The sequence below is a fragment of the Clostridium sp. FS41 genome (genome assembly GCF_000954015.1).
In the GTDB taxonomy this organism is placed as follows: Bacteria; Bacillota; Clostridia; order Lachnospirales; family Lachnospiraceae; genus Enterocloster; species Enterocloster citroniae.
The window spans coordinates 62,881-79,013 of sequence record NZ_JYHN01000061.1 but is presented as its reverse complement, the minus strand read 5'-3'; the positions used below and the strand labels follow the sequence as shown (position 1 = coordinate 79,013).

Annotated in this window: 16 protein-coding genes; all 16 read right to left on the bottom strand. The window is 49.3% G+C overall.

Features of this window, described 5'->3' with window-relative positions:
* Window positions 1–141 precede the first annotated feature (141 nt).
* Window positions 142–855, bottom strand: a complete 714-nt coding sequence (locus CLFS41_RS31010; protein WP_045092729.1) for an AAA family ATPase — start codon at window positions 853–855, stop codon at window positions 142–144.
* A complete protein-coding gene (locus CLFS41_RS31005) occupies window positions 839–1,993 on the bottom strand; it encodes a bifunctional DNA primase/polymerase (RefSeq protein ID WP_052665759.1) in 1,155 nt (384 codons plus the stop codon). The genes CLFS41_RS31010 and CLFS41_RS31005 overlap by 17 nt, the downstream gene beginning before the upstream one ends.
* Window positions 1,978–2,406 carry a hypothetical protein gene (locus tag CLFS41_RS14885; RefSeq protein WP_045092728.1) on the bottom strand — a complete coding sequence of 143 codons (429 nt, stop codon included), beginning with the start codon at window positions 2,404–2,406 and terminating at the stop codon, window positions 1,978–1,980. Before CLFS41_RS14885 ends, CLFS41_RS31005 begins: the two co-directional genes overlap by 16 nt.
* 3 nt (window positions 2,407–2,409) lie before the next feature.
* Window positions 2,410–2,610, bottom strand: a complete 201-nt coding sequence (locus CLFS41_RS14880; protein ID WP_045092727.1) for a hypothetical protein — start codon at window positions 2,608–2,610, stop codon at window positions 2,410–2,412.
* Window positions 2,611–3,789: 1,179 nt separating this feature from the next.
* The gene (locus CLFS41_RS14870; protein ID WP_045092725.1) at window positions 3,790–5,307 is read right to left on the bottom strand and encodes an FGGY-family carbohydrate kinase; all 1,518 of its coding nucleotides are present in this window, start codon (window positions 5,305–5,307) and stop codon (window positions 3,790–3,792) included.
* An 18-nt stretch (window positions 5,308–5,325) separates the two neighbouring features.
* Window positions 5,326–5,670, bottom strand: a complete 345-nt coding sequence (locus CLFS41_RS14865; RefSeq protein ID WP_227161857.1) for a cupin domain-containing protein — start codon at window positions 5,668–5,670, stop codon at window positions 5,326–5,328.
* Between the two features lie 63 nt (window positions 5,671–5,733).
* A complete protein-coding gene (locus CLFS41_RS14860; protein ID WP_052665757.1) occupies window positions 5,734–6,393 on the bottom strand; it encodes a class II aldolase/adducin family protein in 660 nt (219 codons plus the stop codon).
* A gap of 187 nt (window positions 6,394–6,580) precedes the next feature.
* Window positions 6,581–7,255, bottom strand: coding sequence for a hypothetical protein (locus CLFS41_RS14855; protein WP_045092724.1), 675 nt, complete (start codon window positions 7,253–7,255; stop codon window positions 6,581–6,583).
* A 20-nt stretch (window positions 7,256–7,275) separates the two neighbouring features.
* Entirely contained in the window at window positions 7,276–8,307 is a 1,032-nt protein-coding gene (locus CLFS41_RS29025; protein WP_052665755.1) for an aspartate/glutamate racemase family protein, read from the bottom strand.
* A gap of 23 nt (window positions 8,308–8,330) precedes the next feature.
* Window positions 8,331–9,332, bottom strand: coding sequence for a 4-hydroxythreonine-4-phosphate dehydrogenase PdxA (locus tag CLFS41_RS14845; RefSeq protein ID WP_045092723.1), 1,002 nt, complete (start codon window positions 9,330–9,332; stop codon window positions 8,331–8,333).
* Window positions 9,333–9,619: 287 nt separating this feature from the next.
* The gene (locus CLFS41_RS14840) at window positions 9,620–10,447 is read right to left on the bottom strand and encodes an HAD hydrolase family protein (protein ID WP_045092722.1); all 828 of its coding nucleotides are present in this window, start codon (window positions 10,445–10,447) and stop codon (window positions 9,620–9,622) included.
* 5 nt (window positions 10,448–10,452) lie between these two features.
* A complete protein-coding gene (locus CLFS41_RS14835; protein ID WP_045092721.1) occupies window positions 10,453–11,676 on the bottom strand; it encodes an amidohydrolase family protein in 1,224 nt (407 codons plus the stop codon).
* A 27-nt stretch (window positions 11,677–11,703) separates the two neighbouring features.
* A complete protein-coding gene (locus tag CLFS41_RS14830; protein WP_045092720.1) occupies window positions 11,704–13,275 on the bottom strand; it encodes an ABC transporter substrate-binding protein in 1,572 nt (523 codons plus the stop codon).
* 22 nt (window positions 13,276–13,297) lie between these two features.
* Window positions 13,298–14,257 (bottom strand): oligopeptide/dipeptide ABC transporter ATP-binding protein, encoded by a 960-nt coding sequence (locus tag CLFS41_RS14825; RefSeq protein WP_045092719.1) that lies wholly within the window; start codon window positions 14,255–14,257, stop codon window positions 13,298–13,300.
* Window positions 14,254–15,258 carry an ABC transporter ATP-binding protein gene (locus CLFS41_RS14820; RefSeq protein ID WP_242856874.1) on the bottom strand — a complete coding sequence of 335 codons (1,005 nt, stop codon included), beginning with the start codon at window positions 15,256–15,258 and terminating at the stop codon, window positions 14,254–14,256. Before CLFS41_RS14820 ends, CLFS41_RS14825 begins: the two co-directional genes overlap by 4 nt.
* 12 nt (window positions 15,259–15,270) lie before the next feature.
* Window positions 15,271–16,128, bottom strand: a complete 858-nt coding sequence (locus CLFS41_RS14815) for an ABC transporter permease (protein WP_045092718.1) — start codon at window positions 16,126–16,128, stop codon at window positions 15,271–15,273.
* Window positions 16,129–16,133 lie beyond the last annotated feature (5 nt).

Genomic DNA, 16,133 nt, shown 5'->3' with positions numbered 1-16,133 from the left:
GTGCGTGAGTACGGCAAAAACCCTTATTTTATGCGGCCTGCCCGTACTCACGCAGGTGCAGGAGTACGGAATGGCGTACTCCCGTACTCACGCAAGGTGCAGGAGTACGGTAAAACCCTTATAAATACTATATTTTTTACCCTACTCACGCACGGTTCCACTGGGTATAGGATTGGTCAGCTTACAGTAATGGACCTTAGGTTTAAAACCTCTGCTGAAATAGACTATCTGCCCATCTTTTTTCAACTCTGCCTTGGCCCTCTCCAGCGTCCCCTTAGAAATCCCCATAGCCTTCATCATACCATCCAAATCCGCCGTTTCCTTCTCCCCATCCTTCAGATAGTCCAGTATGAAAGCTTTGGCATCCTCACGTGCCGGGGCCTGATACGTGGCCGCCGCTGCCGTCACATAGTCTTTGTCCTTCTTATCCGTATAACCCTCAAACTCCACCTTCCCGGAATCCAGACGAAAAAGGACTGTCTGAGCCAGTGGGCCGTAATTGCTTTTCTCCTGGGATATGTAGCGTAGGCCGTCATTGGCCTCCCCGGCAATCAGAACGCTTCTGGCAATGTCCCATATATCAGCGCTGTCTGCTATGCGTTTACGTCCCCATAACCCTGCCTGCTTATTGGTATGGACAATAATAATAAAGGTTGTCCCGTACTTCTCTCCTAGGCCAATCAAAGGGTTTAAACACGCCCTCATGGCATTCCTCTGCCCCATCTGGATATCAGGCGGCACATAACTCTGTAAAGGGTCAAATATAACCAGTTCCGGCCTATGCTCCTTTATTAAATCCTCCAACAAGGGGGCATTAAACTTAATCTCCGGGAACCGTTCATCTGCTAAATCCAAAGATAAAACATTTTCCAGTTTTGCCCCAGATCTCCGCAGCCCCCCCCTTTAAGGTATACTCTGCTGAATCCTCAGAGGAAAAGAACATTACCCGCCCCGGTACACAATTCTTTGCGAAGGGGTTATCCTGATTAAGGAAGCACTGCCCGCCACTGCTCACCGCCGCAGCAATAGAACACCAAACCGTGGTTTTGCCTGAACCGCCATCCCCGGCCAGGACTGTTATCTGTCCTCTGGGTATGTAGTCTGTCACCAGCCATTCCGGTTCCTTTTCTTCAACGGTATCCATAGATACCAGATTCACGAGCCCCTTCTTGATGATCGGCTGGAAACTCCGTGTCTTATGATCGTAAGTAGCTGTATACGGGGCCGTTCCCTTTTGATAGCGTGTAAGCGCAGGGAATACCTCTTTCTTCAATTCCTGATCCGTAAGAGGCGGCACACATTTGGCCTCGTTCTCGGCCCTCACAGCCGCCATGATAGCATCATCTGAAAGCCCTTTTGCCTGTTGGCTGCATACCAGTTTGACCATTGTCGTTGTCCGTTGTCCGTCCGGTATCTGCTCCGGTATTTCAAAAGGGATTGTCTCCGGATCCTTCATTACAGGACCTACAAGAAAATCAAATACCGCTCCGCTCGCCTCTGCCAGTGGATACAACATGGGGTCCTGTTCCCATTCATAAGTATTCCCGTTTGGGTGTATGCTAGGAGGCGCCACAACATAACCGCCATCCCCTCTTATATCTATTCCCTCATAAATCCCCGTGCGATTCCTGACAGTGGATGTATCATGGTAAAAATAGTGGTATCCACCGCGGCCAGTTATCGCCAGCCACGTGCTGTTCGGTAGTTTCTCATGCTCTGCTTCCCACTCCCGAAGCGTTACACGGCCATCTATTCCCTTATCCTTATCCACATCCAGATCAATCACCACAAGCCCACCCGAAACGGCTCCTGTGGCTATTCCAATGTTTGCCGTAGGCCAGCGGCTCCACCAGCTTTCAATCTGCGCCGGATCCTTAGAGGCATCCTTCAGCCCATGATCTGTAAGCGGCTGTTTGCTCCTGGGCTTAATAGGAAATACCGCCATTCCCATTCCTGCATAGTGTAACGCCCACTGCTTCATGTTTCCTTCCATTCGTCTATCTCCATTTCGGCAGAGGTGCCCCACTGCCGTAGCAGCTCCCTGGCTGACTTTAAAGCCATTAACGTATTCTTACCCCGGCTCTCTAATGTTTTTATAAATGCTCTAACCTCCCGGACGTTCCCCGGCAGGAAATAACCGCCGTCCTCCTGACAGGCGAAGATGATCACGGCCCCGGCTGCCCTCTCCCTGGCAATCTCCTTTTGCAGTTCCCGGACTGTCTCAAGCCCTAAACGGCTACATAGCGCCTCTGCGCTTACAGCATTTTCTTTTCCCCTGGGGAGTACGTCCGCAACGATCAGCCGTAATCCCTTCTTATTTACAGGTTCCACGGTTGCCGCCGCTCCCTGAACTGGTGTATGGTCCTGATACTCTTCTTTCAGCCCTGTACTGTTTCTTTTATCCAAGGCTTATACCCTCGTAAGGTCATTAATGTACTGATCAATCTTAACCTTGTCCCACAGAACACGCTTTCCTATTTTTACCTTTGCGCCGATCTCCTCCCCCAGCTTCATTGCATTGTTGCGCCCCAGGTTAGTGTAGGCCCTTAATTCCTCCGTGTCCATAAGGCGGCTTTCTCCTGCTACTGTGTTCATTGCTCTTGCTCTCATTGTGTTGGCTCCTTTCGTTCATTTAAGATGGTTTAATCAAATGTAATTGGCTTACAGGAATATTATAGCAAACACACATTCTCGAAAAATGATGATATTTTCATAGAAATTTAATAATTCATGTCAATATAAGTATTTTCATTCTCATATATGCACAAATATATCCATATTTGCATGTAGTGCAATTTTCTCTTAATTCCCCTCCTGCAGATAAATTTTTTATTAATTTTATAATTTTTTTATAAACTCTTATATACTTATTTTACCCACTCTGTACCCACACAATGATAAATCCCCCTAACCAAAGACAACAAGAAACGCCACGGAAATACTGATTCCCAGTACCCCATGGCGCATGATAAACCGCTATAAATAAGTAGTGTTTGAAGTTTTGTTTTAGGTGTGGAAGGTCTCGAACACACCGGTCTGTGATTGCAGATCGTCCCTGAAATGCTGATAGGCGCCGGGAATCTGCGACCTTATTGCAGGGGATAGTTTAGCATATTTTTAGAGAAAACGCAAGCCGTACCACATTTTTACCCCATTAAGCATTTTTATCCTCATTTTTATCAAATATCATCAAATATCTGCCCAAGTATTTTCTCAAGTATTCTCTCCTGGAAAAAGGGGCCGGTTTCCCGGCCCCTAAAATGCGTTCGCCATCATTCATCTCTCAACTCTGGTTGTCAGGAGTATATGGGGGAAATATTCAGATGCCGCCAATGAAAGATCCCTTGACTGTCCACTCCATTCATTTGGTTGATTGAATAAAATATTCCTTCCTGTTCCCCATTCATATCTGTAAATGAGTAATGGGACGCACTATTGGTCAATCCATTCTGGTTTAACAGGGAATATTCCCTTTTGTTATGATCCACAGTGTACCTCTCTTTCAGCTATTCACATGTTTAAACCTATGATGTCCATTTTCCTGTCCTGTGATGCATTGAGAAACAGAAGTACAGGGGCATTTATTCAGCGTCTTTTTAGATGCCTTGGCCCGTTCTAACGCCCCTGCAATATCTTCCGGCCTGAACGTGCGCTCCGCCTCGCAGCTAAAGCCTTTTCCACCGCCACACAGTCCGCATCCCCCTGGTTCTCGGTCATTGCCACACCGTACTCATAGCCGCAACCAGTGTATCCATGATCTCCGCAGATTGGATCAATTGCCTGCTCCTGTTACTTTGTCTCATCAAAGCACTCTTTTAAATCTGCTGTCAGCTTTTTATACATCCTGTAACCGTTTTTGTATATCTCTTGTTTTTCCTTATCAGGAGTGGTCCTCTCTTTCACGCTTACCATGGAACTTACTGCGCTGTCCACATCTTTAAAAAATCCAACCGCTGTGCCTGCCAGGATCGCTGCTCCCAATGTGCCTGCTTCCTTTGTGTTAACAGTTTCCAGGGTGATCTGGTTGATATCCGCCTTGATCTGGTTCCATACCCGGCTCTTGGCACCTCCGCCCAGGGAACGGATCGCTTTTACTTCTATGCCCATGTTCCCCAATGCTTCAATGTTGCGTTTTAAAATATATCCCAGGGATTCCATGATGGCTCTCATAAAGTGGGCCCTTCCGTGCTGCAGCGTAAATCCGAACCAGACTCCCTTGGCTTTTGCGTTCACATCAGGCGCCAGGGATCCTGCCAGATGAGGAAGCATCATCAGCCCGTCACTGCCTGCAGGCACTTCTGATACTTCTTTGCTGATCAGGTCATAGGCGTCCCCGGCTCCCAGTTCCTGGGCCATTTTTTCAATCTGGCAGAACTTGTCCCTGAACCATCTGAGAGTCATCCCGCCATTGGTAAAGGTGTGGATCATATAGGTATCCGGAAGCGGAAAATAATGAAGGGGCATTCTGCCCGCGGGGTCAAAGACCGGTTTTGACACAGGCACGCAGATAGCCAGAGCTGCGCCGATATTTTCAGAAAACATGCCCTCTTTTATATTTCCCGCGCCTATGGCCCCCGCTGCCTGGTCCAGGGCTCCGGTACATACGGTTACATTAGCGCCCAGCCCAAGTTCAGCAGCTGCCTCCGGGCAGATAGTGCCCACAATTCTTGCGGATTCATAGACTACGGGAAGCTGCTCCTCCCTGATCTGGAGAAAATCCAGCATTTCCGGCCAGTACCTTTTGTTTATGATATCCCAATAGGTAGAAGAACACACCAGGGAACCCTCGGTAGCAAACCGGCCCGTCAGGCGGTAGATAAAATAATCCTCGATCAGCAAAAACTTTCTGGTCTTTGCAAAGATCTCCGGCTCATGGTTTTTTACCCACAAGATCTTAGCTGCCGGCCAGCAGGGTTCAAAACTCACCTGGCCGGTCACCTGATAGCACTGTTCGTTTCCAAACCGCCTGCGAAGGCTTTCCGCCTCCTCTTCCGCCCGGTTATCCAGCCAGACGATGGCATTTCTCAGGGATTTTCCGTTCTCGTCCAGGAAAAAGAGAGTCTCCCCCTGTGCGGAGATGCCCATGGCAATCTCATCATCCCTGCTCATTGTAACCTGCTGTTTAAGTTCTGACAGACCGCTGCAAAATGCCTCCCAGTAGACCTCCTCCTTTTCTTCCACCACATTGATTTCAGGTGTGATCAAGGTGTATTCCTGTGTGGAAAGAGCCAGCAGATTTCCTTTTTCATCATAAAGAGCTGTTTTCATGGCTGTGGTGCCTATATCTAATCCCAACAAAAGCCTCATTGCCATACCTCCTTTTGCTTACTGCTGTTCTCTTACGCTGGGCGCCAGGCTCCAGCTTACCACAGCGGTTGTATTGCCTACATTTGTCAACTCATGGGGGACCGTTTCAGGAATCAAAACAGCATCTCCCTCATTGAGGATATAGTGTTCATCCGTATCCGGTGTACGAAGTGAAACTTTTCCTCTCACCACATAAAACACCTCCTGGGACTCCGGATGTCCCGGATCAACATCCCCGGTCTGCCCCACCTCCAGGGTAGAAGTTCCAAAGGTGATCTTTTCAGTTTTCCAGTAGTAACGGCACAATTCCGGGCCTTCCCATGCGGTTTTAGCATCCCCCTGCTTCATAACTTCCAGTTTCATCCACATCCTCCTCGCTATGAGCACTTAGTGACCGTCTTTTGGTCACTTACGTGCGATGCAATTTTAAATCAGATTCTCGTCCTTGATATCCTCAACATCAAGGCTCACAGGCCTGCTTCCCATTGCCTTTGCATACATGGCAACCTTTGCGATCTTTTCCATGTAATCGCTGACCGTAAAAGCCTCCCTCATGGTTTTTCCAATGGCAACAGCTCCATGATTGCGGAGAAGGGCTGCCTTTTTCTTATCTCCCAATGCCCTGACAATGTTGTCTGCCAGGAGCTGGGAGCCAACCTTGCCATATTCTGCGCAGACCACCTCTCCGCCGATAAACGCCGCCTCGATCAGACAGGGGGGAATATTCTCACCCACTGCGGCAAACACACTGGAAAACACTGCGTGTGAGTGGACAATGGCATTGATCTCAGGTCTTGCCTTGTAGATCTTATAGTGCATGGAGGCTTCCACTGTGGGCAGCATCCAGGTGTCCTCCAGAACATTTCCCTCTATGTCCACAACCACAATATCCTGTGGTGATACCATGCCCCAGTTAGGCACCACGTGGCGCTCATTGGCTCTGGGGCATATATAGATATAGCCTGTCTCGGGATCCCTCAGGCTGATGTCGCCGCCGTCATTTCCCGTGGTTAAATGCTTTTCCCAAAACAGATGGCAAAGCTTGGCTACCTCAACCTTTAATTCAACCTTGATATTCTGATTCATTTTCAAATCCTCCTCTTATTTTTAATGAACTCTCATAGTCTCCTGGTACTTAAATTAGCGAGATGATTTTTGTCAGCTGACCGATTCATGAGGCGCACGCAGTGTGTACGTTGAATAAATTTGTGTTCGGCCGGCGGAAACTCAGCCGCAAAGATGAGTCCGGGGAGACTCTGAGAGTACACGTTAATCAGTTAATAGAGTTCATCAAGTCTATAACCGCCTTCAGGTTATCCCTGAATGTCCCATCCTTTACATAATCCTTTTCAAACAGCGCGCTGCCCATGGTATATCCCCATGCTCCGATGTCTTCCACAAACCGCATCCGCGCTCTGCTGTTCACGCTGCCGGCCACAACAACCGGAACCTTCATCTCTTTGACAAATTCCCTTGCAATCCCCTCAGCATCGCCGGTGTGGCGGTATGCCAGAATATCAAATCCGCTTACGCCCATGTCCGCCAGTTCTTTTCCCTGCTGTACGATTTCCTCTGCAGTGCCTTCCAGAATGCTGGGGCTGCCTGATACTTTGCCAACAAAGGGGAAGTATTTGATGTTCTTATCTTTGAGATAGTCCCACACGGAAGGATAAAAAATCGTCCCCATGAGATAGTCAAATCCCATCTCAACCGCCAATTTAGCTCCTGCCATACACTGGCTCTCGCTGTATGTAACCACCTCCAAAAAAGTCTCCTTTTTGGCGTCCTTCAGCGCCTTTAACAGATCCTCCATCTCATTTCTGGGAATCCCCACATCCTTAAATCCCCAGCAGTCCACTTCCAGGTCCTTTACCTGGTTAAAAGTCTCCAGTGCATTGGTTACAGTCTTATCATGGTGTGTCAGCATAACGATCAATTTTGTTTTCATTTTCTTATTCTCCTCTTCTGCTAATCTAAAATTTCGATACATATTCCATCGGGAAGCCGAATCCAATTTCTGCCCTGAGGCATTTCCCTGATCTCATCATAGGAATAGGCTTTTGCCAGCACCTGGTCCATATCGGGAACTGACAGTGCTATATGTGCCAGAAGGATGTCATGGCCTGACTGGCTTATATCCCGGATCATCTGATCCGGCTGTATGCGGTCCTTCCTGATGATCTGGATCCCTCCGTCCATCCAGACCTGCCTGGGGTTATCTCCCTCTCCTGGATCAGTGTCTGCCACTGCCATTCCAAATACATTTTCAAAAAATTCTACAAACCATGGAACATCCTCTGCAAAAAACGCCGCATGGTCCAAGGTATGTACCTTTGTTTTTTTCACATTGTCCAAAACCGTCTTCAGCTCCTGCATGCACAGGCTTGGGCTTGAAAGCACCGGCACCTTGACCATATCTGCGATCTCTTCCTCCAAATGGGCCATGGACGCCTGGGCAAGCACCACTAGATCGAATCCTTTTACCTGTTCCGCCTGTTCCAGCACCAGGGCGTCATGCAGTGCTTTGTCCCCGCTTTGAAGGGCATCAAAGGCTTTCTGATTGTCGGTGGACACCACTTGAATCTTTTTCCCAACACGCCCGGCCTCCTCCAGAAGCGTTTTTTCCGTGGTTGCCGCGGAACTGACCGCGGTTGCCAGGACGCGAATCCGGCTGCCCTGTCTGACTGCTTCATGTATCATATTTTCGTCAATGGCAATAAGGGGAATATCCATAAAGGGACGTATCTGCCTCACCGTCTCCGTCATGGCGGAACAGGTTACGACCACAACATCCGGCCGGTTGTCCATGGCTGAGCCTATATCCTGATACAGCTTTCGCTTGCAGGCAGGACTGACATATCCCAGCTCATCAGGATCATCCGCCAGAAAGCTGTCGTAAATATTGTCAAAGCTGATATCGCTGCCGCAAACCGCTGCCGCCATGTCCTCAAACATATTTAAAACGCTTTTTACCGTGTGTATCAATGTCACCTTTTTCATCAGCTCATACCTCCATGCCAGGGTTATCCGCGCATGGCCATGGCCATCCTGCAAGTCATCTTCATGGCATTTTCCAGAGAGGTGGGGTCCACTATATTTTTCCCTGCAATGTCATAGGCAGAGCCATGGGAGCACGTTACAATAGGTACCGGCATACCGCCTGAAATGGTAACCCCTCTCTCGAATCCTGCTGTTTTAAGGGCAATCTGCCCCTGATCGTGGTACATTGTCACAACTCCGTCAAAGTCGCCGTTAAAGGCCCGCCTAAACAGCGTATCTCCGGGATATGGCCCCATTGCTTTGATCCCCTGTTCCTGTGCTTTCTTAATAGTTGGTTCTATGACCTCGATCTCCTCCCTTCCGCAGGTCCCTTCCTCTCCGCCGTGGGGATTCAGGGCGGCCACGCCAATGGCGGGATCCTGGATTCCCATCTGTTTCAAGGTCTTGGCACAATGCTTGATCGCCTTCATGATCCTCTCCTCGGTCAGGTTCTCACTGACATCTTTGATGGGAACATGGCTGGTGGTGCGCGCCGCGATCACATTATCCAGAACACTGATCTCCCCAAAGGGGCCTGTCAGTTCAAACAGATGGGCCATCAGGTAATCTTCACTTTCAAAGGGACAGCCGGACAGCTTCATGGCCGTCTTGTTAAAGGGAGCAAAGAAAAATCCCTCTATTTTTTTCTCCTTGCACAGGTTCACTGCTGTGGTGATGGCATTAATGATCGCCTTTCCGCAATACTCGCTGCTTTTGCCCAAGGGGATCAGATCCGGGTTCTGATCCTCCTGGTCCAGCACCGGGATTCCTCTGGTCCAGTCAGCTTCCCCCACATCCTTAATCACACAGTGAGGAATTTCCGCCTCGGCGATCATGCACCCCCTCTCGAAAATTCTGACATCCCCAATGATCACCGGATAACAATACTGTTCATATTCCCCATTCTTCAAGACTTTCGCTACCAGTTCGGGACCTACTCCGGCCGAGTCACCAAGCAATACACCGATCACAGGTTTATCCTTCATACCATTTCTCCTTTCTTTCTGTTTAAATCAGGAATAATTTCCTTTACTACTTATAAAAGCAATTTTGATGCCAACCTGTTTTCCCCTTAAAACAGGGGGGATTGGGATTGTTTTTACACATGAATAAGAGTACCCATTCATTTTCCTCTCATATCCATCTCAAAATTGTGTCACAAATGTATCACAGGGATTTCCAAGGGATTTATAGATACAAAAAAGCAAAACCGCGTCCACTGACACGGTTTTGCCCAAAGAGTTGCATTTATTTAGAGTTTGATCGGATTTCCTTACAGATTCCATTCCTTTGCTAAAAATTTCGCCACCCCGTCCCTGCTGCAGTCATCCAGAACACCTGTTACCCGTTCTTTCACAACCTCCAGCGCGTTGAAAGGAGCATAGCTTCTGTCAGCGATCTCAATCATGGATAAGTCATTGAGGTTATCGCCAAACACGACCAGTTCATCATATCCGCCATCTTCTTTCAGCCGTTTCAGGGCATTCTGCTTACTTGCATGTTCACTGAACAGCTCCAGACAATACAGGCCGTTGTAGATATTCAGATAACATACATAGCTGATGCCGGAAACCCTGTCCAGCTTTTCGCATACCGGTTTCAGCTTTTCCTCCGTACCGGTCAGGGCAAGATAGACAGGCTCCCCCTTGCTCCATATACCATCAAGATCATCTGTCAGGCACACCTCCCCGCACGCGGCCAATGCGCGGTCACTGTAATACTGGGTCTGCTCCTCCAGAGATTTGTCATTATAATAAATGCTTATGGTCCCGGCCTTAAACAGGTACACAAAACAGGATAAACCAGCATCCCGGATCACCTGGACCCCTGTCTTAGCCGCCACTGTCTCTATGGTTTCCGTAAAGCAGAATTCCTGCTTTGAAAATTCATAGATAAATACACCGTTTGTCAGTATTCCCGGTGTTTTCATTTGGATGTCCTTCAGACGGTAATCACATCCATAAGGCATCCGGGCCGTGGCTATGGTAAAATCCATTCCCTTTTTTATGCATTGGTTGATCACGTCAGCAGAATAGGGGGAAATCTTTTTTTTCTTATTAAACAGGGTACCGTCCAGATCCGACACATACAATGTTTTCATACCGGTCATTCTCCCAAAACCACAAGTTCCGGTACGGTCATATCCAGCTCCGGATAGCGGTAGCCAACTCCTGCTTTATATGTATTCTTAACGTTTTTAACAAACCGGATATCGTCCAGAGGATTTCCCTCCAGGACCACCATATCCGCCTGTTTTCCCACTTCCAGGCTGCCCTTTTTATCTTCCAGTTCACACACCTGTGCCGCGTTGATGGTCAATGCCTTCAGGGCATCCCTGGTGGACGCTCCGTACTGCTCTACAGCCAGGCATGCCTCCACATAGATTCCTCCGTGTACCCCGTCAGTGCCAAAGGTGTATTTGATGCCGCTCTTAATAACACTCCGCATACACTCCCTTACCTCAGGAAGATATTGTGAAAACTTATTATTCATCTCACCAGGGCGTCCCGGCTGGGTAAACCAGTATTCGTTGGAGGTAAGCGTCAGAGTCACATCTGCTTTCATAGCAGCTTCGATCTGGTATGGCTGGATAAAATAAGCATGCTCCAGGCTGTCCATGCCGCCCTCAATACACCAGTCCATGGCCTGGCCCCCCAGGCAGTGAGTAGTTATGGGCTTTCCGAAACGGTGCGCCTCATCAATGGCCGCAAAAATCTCATCCTTTGTGTAGTAGCTTGGAAGCCTTGTCCATGTGTCGGTCCTCAGTGACCCGCCCGTGGTGAATAGCTTGACCACATCTGTTCCAAGCACCAGGTTATCCCTGACTGCCTGGCGGACCTCCTGGACACCGTTAAAGGGTTTGCCGATACGTCCATGACCGGTTGTGGAACGGATACCGATCCCCCCTGCCAGAATATCCGGTCCTTCTAAAACACCCTCCTGAACAAGTCTCTTATTGGTTACGTCAATAAGGAAACCGTCACAGATACACCGGCCCGTGGTCACGCCGGAATTTAAGTCCTTTTTCATATAATTGGTAGAGCGGGCCGCACATTCTACCGCGTCCAGATTCACCAGCTGGTTCAGATAGTCTTCCATATTGGTATCCCAGCTGATGTGGTCATGGCAGTCAAAAAACCCCGGCACCAGTGTCTCCTGGTCATATGTAACGATCATATCTTCCGGTACCTGCTGCTTCAGCTCACCGGCAGGGCCCATTTTGGCGATCACGCCGTCCTCAACCAGAACCGCCCAGTTTTCTTTCAGTTCCATCTCCTTGCCTGCAATCACATTTTTTGCACAGATCAAAACATTTCCACTCTTCTTCATTTTCTTACCTCCAATTTTAATTTATGATTATTCAAAGTAGCAGTCCGCAAGCCATGTCTCACCTGCATAGGAGCGCAGCCCCTTCAGGCTGGGAGACTTGGCGGCCGCCGCCTGCCTTACAAAGTATCCGATGGAAGGAACATTCTCCATCAGAATTGCCTGGGCCTTGGCGTAATTGTCATACCGGTCTTCCAGCTTCGGAATTCCCCGGGCCTCATCCAGATACCTGTCAAAATCTTCGTTGCTGAACCTTGTATAGTTGGAACCGCCTGAATCCTTAATATTGCTGCTGTGCCATCTCTGGTATAATGCGCTGTCAGGTTCCATACTGTTGGCGTTCACACCGTTTAAATATAACTTCGCCTCACCTGAATAGATTTTTTCGGAGAATGTTGCATAATCAGAGGAAGAAATCTTGGCGCGTATGCCCACTGCCTCCAGGTTATTTCTTAAGATTTCAGCCACTGCAATGCGGTTGCTGTCATCATCAATGATGATTTCAATATCAAACCCATCCGAATATCCGGCTTCTGCCAATAATTCCTTTGCCTTTTCCACATTTGCTTTCTGGCCGTAGGGGAAGTGTTCGCCCTCGAACTGGCTGCTGTATCCCGCCACACTGGGGGTGATAAAGGAATAGGGTGTCTCGCCCCAGCCCTGATAGTTTCCGTTAATAATATCCTCAAAGTCCATGGCATAGGCCACGGCCTGGCGCACCTTGGGATCCTGGAAAACTTCATACTGGCAGTTCATATGTAAAAAGTCGATGACGATATTTTTACCGTAATACATCTCCATTTTTTCACTGGCTTCAATATTCTTTACCTCCAGCGGAAGCACGTCAAGAACCACGTCCACCCCGCCTGTCTCCAGCTCGATCATGGCCTGGGAATTTTCCGCGATAAACCTGTAATTAATCTCCTCCAGTTTGGAAGCCGTTCCCCAGTAACCGTCAAACCGCTTCAGGGTCAGATGGTCGCCCTGTACCCAGTCAGCCAGCATAAATGGGCCGGTGCCGTTTGGATGAAGGCTGACTTCCTCACCGTATTTGTCCCATGTCTCCTTGCACATGATATACATATTATTGGCTGCAAACTCAGCCAGAGTCAGGTAACACGGATACTTGTAGGGGACATATACGGTATAATCATCTTTAACCTCAATATTATCAAAGTCGATCCAGTCCCATCCAAAGTTAACCCCTGCATAGGTGGAGCCTTTTTGAAGTGAAAAAGCCACATCCGCTGCTGTCAGATCCTGCCCCTCATGGAACTTCACGCCCTTCCTTATATGGAAGGTGATCCCATCATCTGTCTCATCCCAGGATTCGGCCAGCACCCCCACATAACCGTCATCCGTCTCATTTCTGTCCACCAGGCGCTGGAACACATTCAGAGCAACCCTGGTAAGATTCCTTGCATCCGATGACCATGGATTCAAGGTTCTGGGATCAGAATAGCTTGCCGCCGTCAATGTGGTCTTCACTTCTCCTTTGCCCCGGGCTGCCGGTTCCGCCCTCCCCGGGCCGGAACATCCCCCTAATGCCATCGCCAATGCCAGTGAAACTGCCAATACATTTGCTTTCCCTCTTTTATACATAAAATACCTCCTCGTATTATAGTTACATATGATTGATCTCTCTTACAAAATGGCAGGCTACAAAATGCTCCTCCCTGACTTCCTCAAATACCGGCTCCTTCCGGCTGCAGACTTCCTTTGCATACGGACATCTGGCAGCAAAACGGCATCCGGGTTTGGGGTCAATGGGTGATGTCAGTTCCCCGTGAAGCAGGATCCTCTGCTTCTTCATATGGATATCAGGAACAGGCACCGCGGACAGCAGGGCCTTTGTATAGGGGTGCAGCTTTTCCCGGAACAGCTCCCTGGAACTGCATTTTTCCACAACCTGGCCCAGATACATGACCAGAATATGATGGGATATGTACTTGACCACGGACAGATCATGGGTGATGAAAATGTACGTCAGGTTCATCTCGTCCTGCAGATCCTGGAGCAGATTCAGGATCTGTGCTTGGATGGACACATCCAGTGCAGATACCGGCTCATCACAAATAATAAACTTTGGCCGCAGGATCAACGCCCGCCCGATCCCAATCCTCTGCCTGCGCCCCCCGTCCAGCTCATGGGGATAGGAATTTGCCACACGCTTTGCCAATCCCACCGTATCTAACATCCGGGAAACCTTCTGTTCGATCTCCGTCTTGGACAGTTTCCCCTGGATGATCAGGGGCTCTGCTATGATCTGGCTCACCGTTTTCCTGGGATCCAGGGACGCGTATGGGTCCTGGAATACGATCTGCATGTCGCCCCGCAGATGGCTCATCTTCTTACCCCTGGCTTTTGTGATATCCTCCCCCTCAAAGAAGATCTGACCATCCGTACTGTCTAACAAATGCAGGATCACCCTGCCCAATGTGGATTTTCCGCAGCCCGACTCCCCAACCACGCCCAGGGTTTCGCCTTTCTCAATCTGAAAATTCACCCCGTCCACTGCATGGAGCGTACCTGCCGGCGTATTAAAATACTTTTTTAGATTTTTCACTTCCAGTAAAGGACTCATTTGGCTACTCCTCTCCCCTGTTCCGGCAAAATACATCTTACATAATGCTCTTCACCGATCTTCGTCAGCTGGGGCCGCTCTTTCCTGCAGGCCTCCCCTGCTTTTGGACATCGGTCCGCAAATACGCAGCCTTCCGGAAGCCTGGTTGGGTCAGGCATCATCCCCGGAATAGGGGACAGCCTGCTCTTGTCATCCTCCGCAATATTGGGAAGGGAATTAAACAGCCCCACCGTGTAGGGATGTGCGGTGGCGTCAAATATATCCGCCAGGTCTCCCAGCTCCACCAGTTCCCCCGCATAGATAACCGCTACCTTGTCACAAATCTCCGCCACGATCCCCAGATCGTGGGTGATCATGATCATGGATGTGTTGAGTTTGCGTTTCAGTTCATCCATCATTTCCAGCACCTGGGCCTGAATGGTCACATCCAGGGCGGTTGTTGGCTCATCCGCGATCAGCAATTCAGGATTGCAGGCAAGGGCAATGGCGATCATGATCCTCTGTTTCATTCCCCCTGAGAACTGATGGGGATATTCATGATACCTTTCGCCAGGAATACCCACCATTTCCAGAATCTTAGTGGCCTTGACCGCGGCATCTGCTTTTGACAGCTTTTCATGAAGTTCGATCACCTCAGCGATCTGATATCCCACTGTATCAATGGGATTCAGCGCGGTCATTGGGTCCTGAAAGATCATGGACACCTTTCTTCCGCGGATTTTTCTCATCTTGGAATCTGGCGCCTTTAAAAGATCCTCTCCGTTGAGTTCGATCACGCCGCTTACCACTTTTCCCGGAGGACTGGGTATCAGTCCCATGATCCCCAGGGCCGTTGTAGTCTTGCCCGCGCCGGTCTCTCCTACCAGTCCAATGGTCTGCCCCCTTTTTAGTTCAAAGCTTAAATCGTTCACTGCCTGTACGATTCCATCATCCGTTCTATACTGAATCGTCAGATTTCTCACAGAAAGGAACGGTTTTTCTTCTGATTTCGTCATATTCATCTCCCCTTCCCCCTATTTCAATCTTGGATCTAACGCGTCACGCAGCCCATCCCCAATGATGTTGATGGAAAATACTAGGAATATAATCGCAAGGCCAGGCATTGCCACCATATATCCGTATCCCTTTAAAAAGGCCCTGGCCCCTGAGATCATGGCTCCCCACTCAGGAACCGGTGCCTGGACACCAAGACCCAGGAAGCTTAACGATGCCGTCTGCATAATGGCATTGGCCACGCTTAAGGTTGTCTGGACCAGAATGGGAGCCAATGCATTGGGCAGGATGTGGGTCATAATGATCCTCAGGTCCGTTGCATCCACGGCCCTTGCCGCCTCCACATACTCCATTCCCCGCACGGTCATCACCACGGAGCGCACCACTCTGGCAAAGGCGGGCATGCCGGAGATCCCCACTGCAATGATCGCATTTTTCATACCGGGCCCCAGGGCTGCAGCGATTGAAATGGCAAGAAGCACTCCGGGAATTGCCAGAAACACATCCATAAACCGCATGATGATGTTGTCCACCCGGCCGCCGTAATATCCTGCAATGGAACCGCACACACATCCGATCAGGGCGGACACAAAAACCGCCACCACGCCGCACTGCAGCGTGTATCTGGCTCCCCAAATGATCCTTCCTAAAATGTCTCTTCCCAGATTGTCTGTTCCCAAAATATGCCCCTGGGTGCCGGGCTGGGAGAGGGCAATGGAAATGTTCTGATTGTCATAACCTTCCGGGGCCAGCACAGGCGCCATGACCGCCATCACAAAAATGATCGTTATGATCACAAGGCCCAGAAAAGCCAGATGGTTTTTACAAAACCGGGACCAGACCTCTGCAAACTGTCCCTTTTTCTTATTCTTTTTCATTGTGC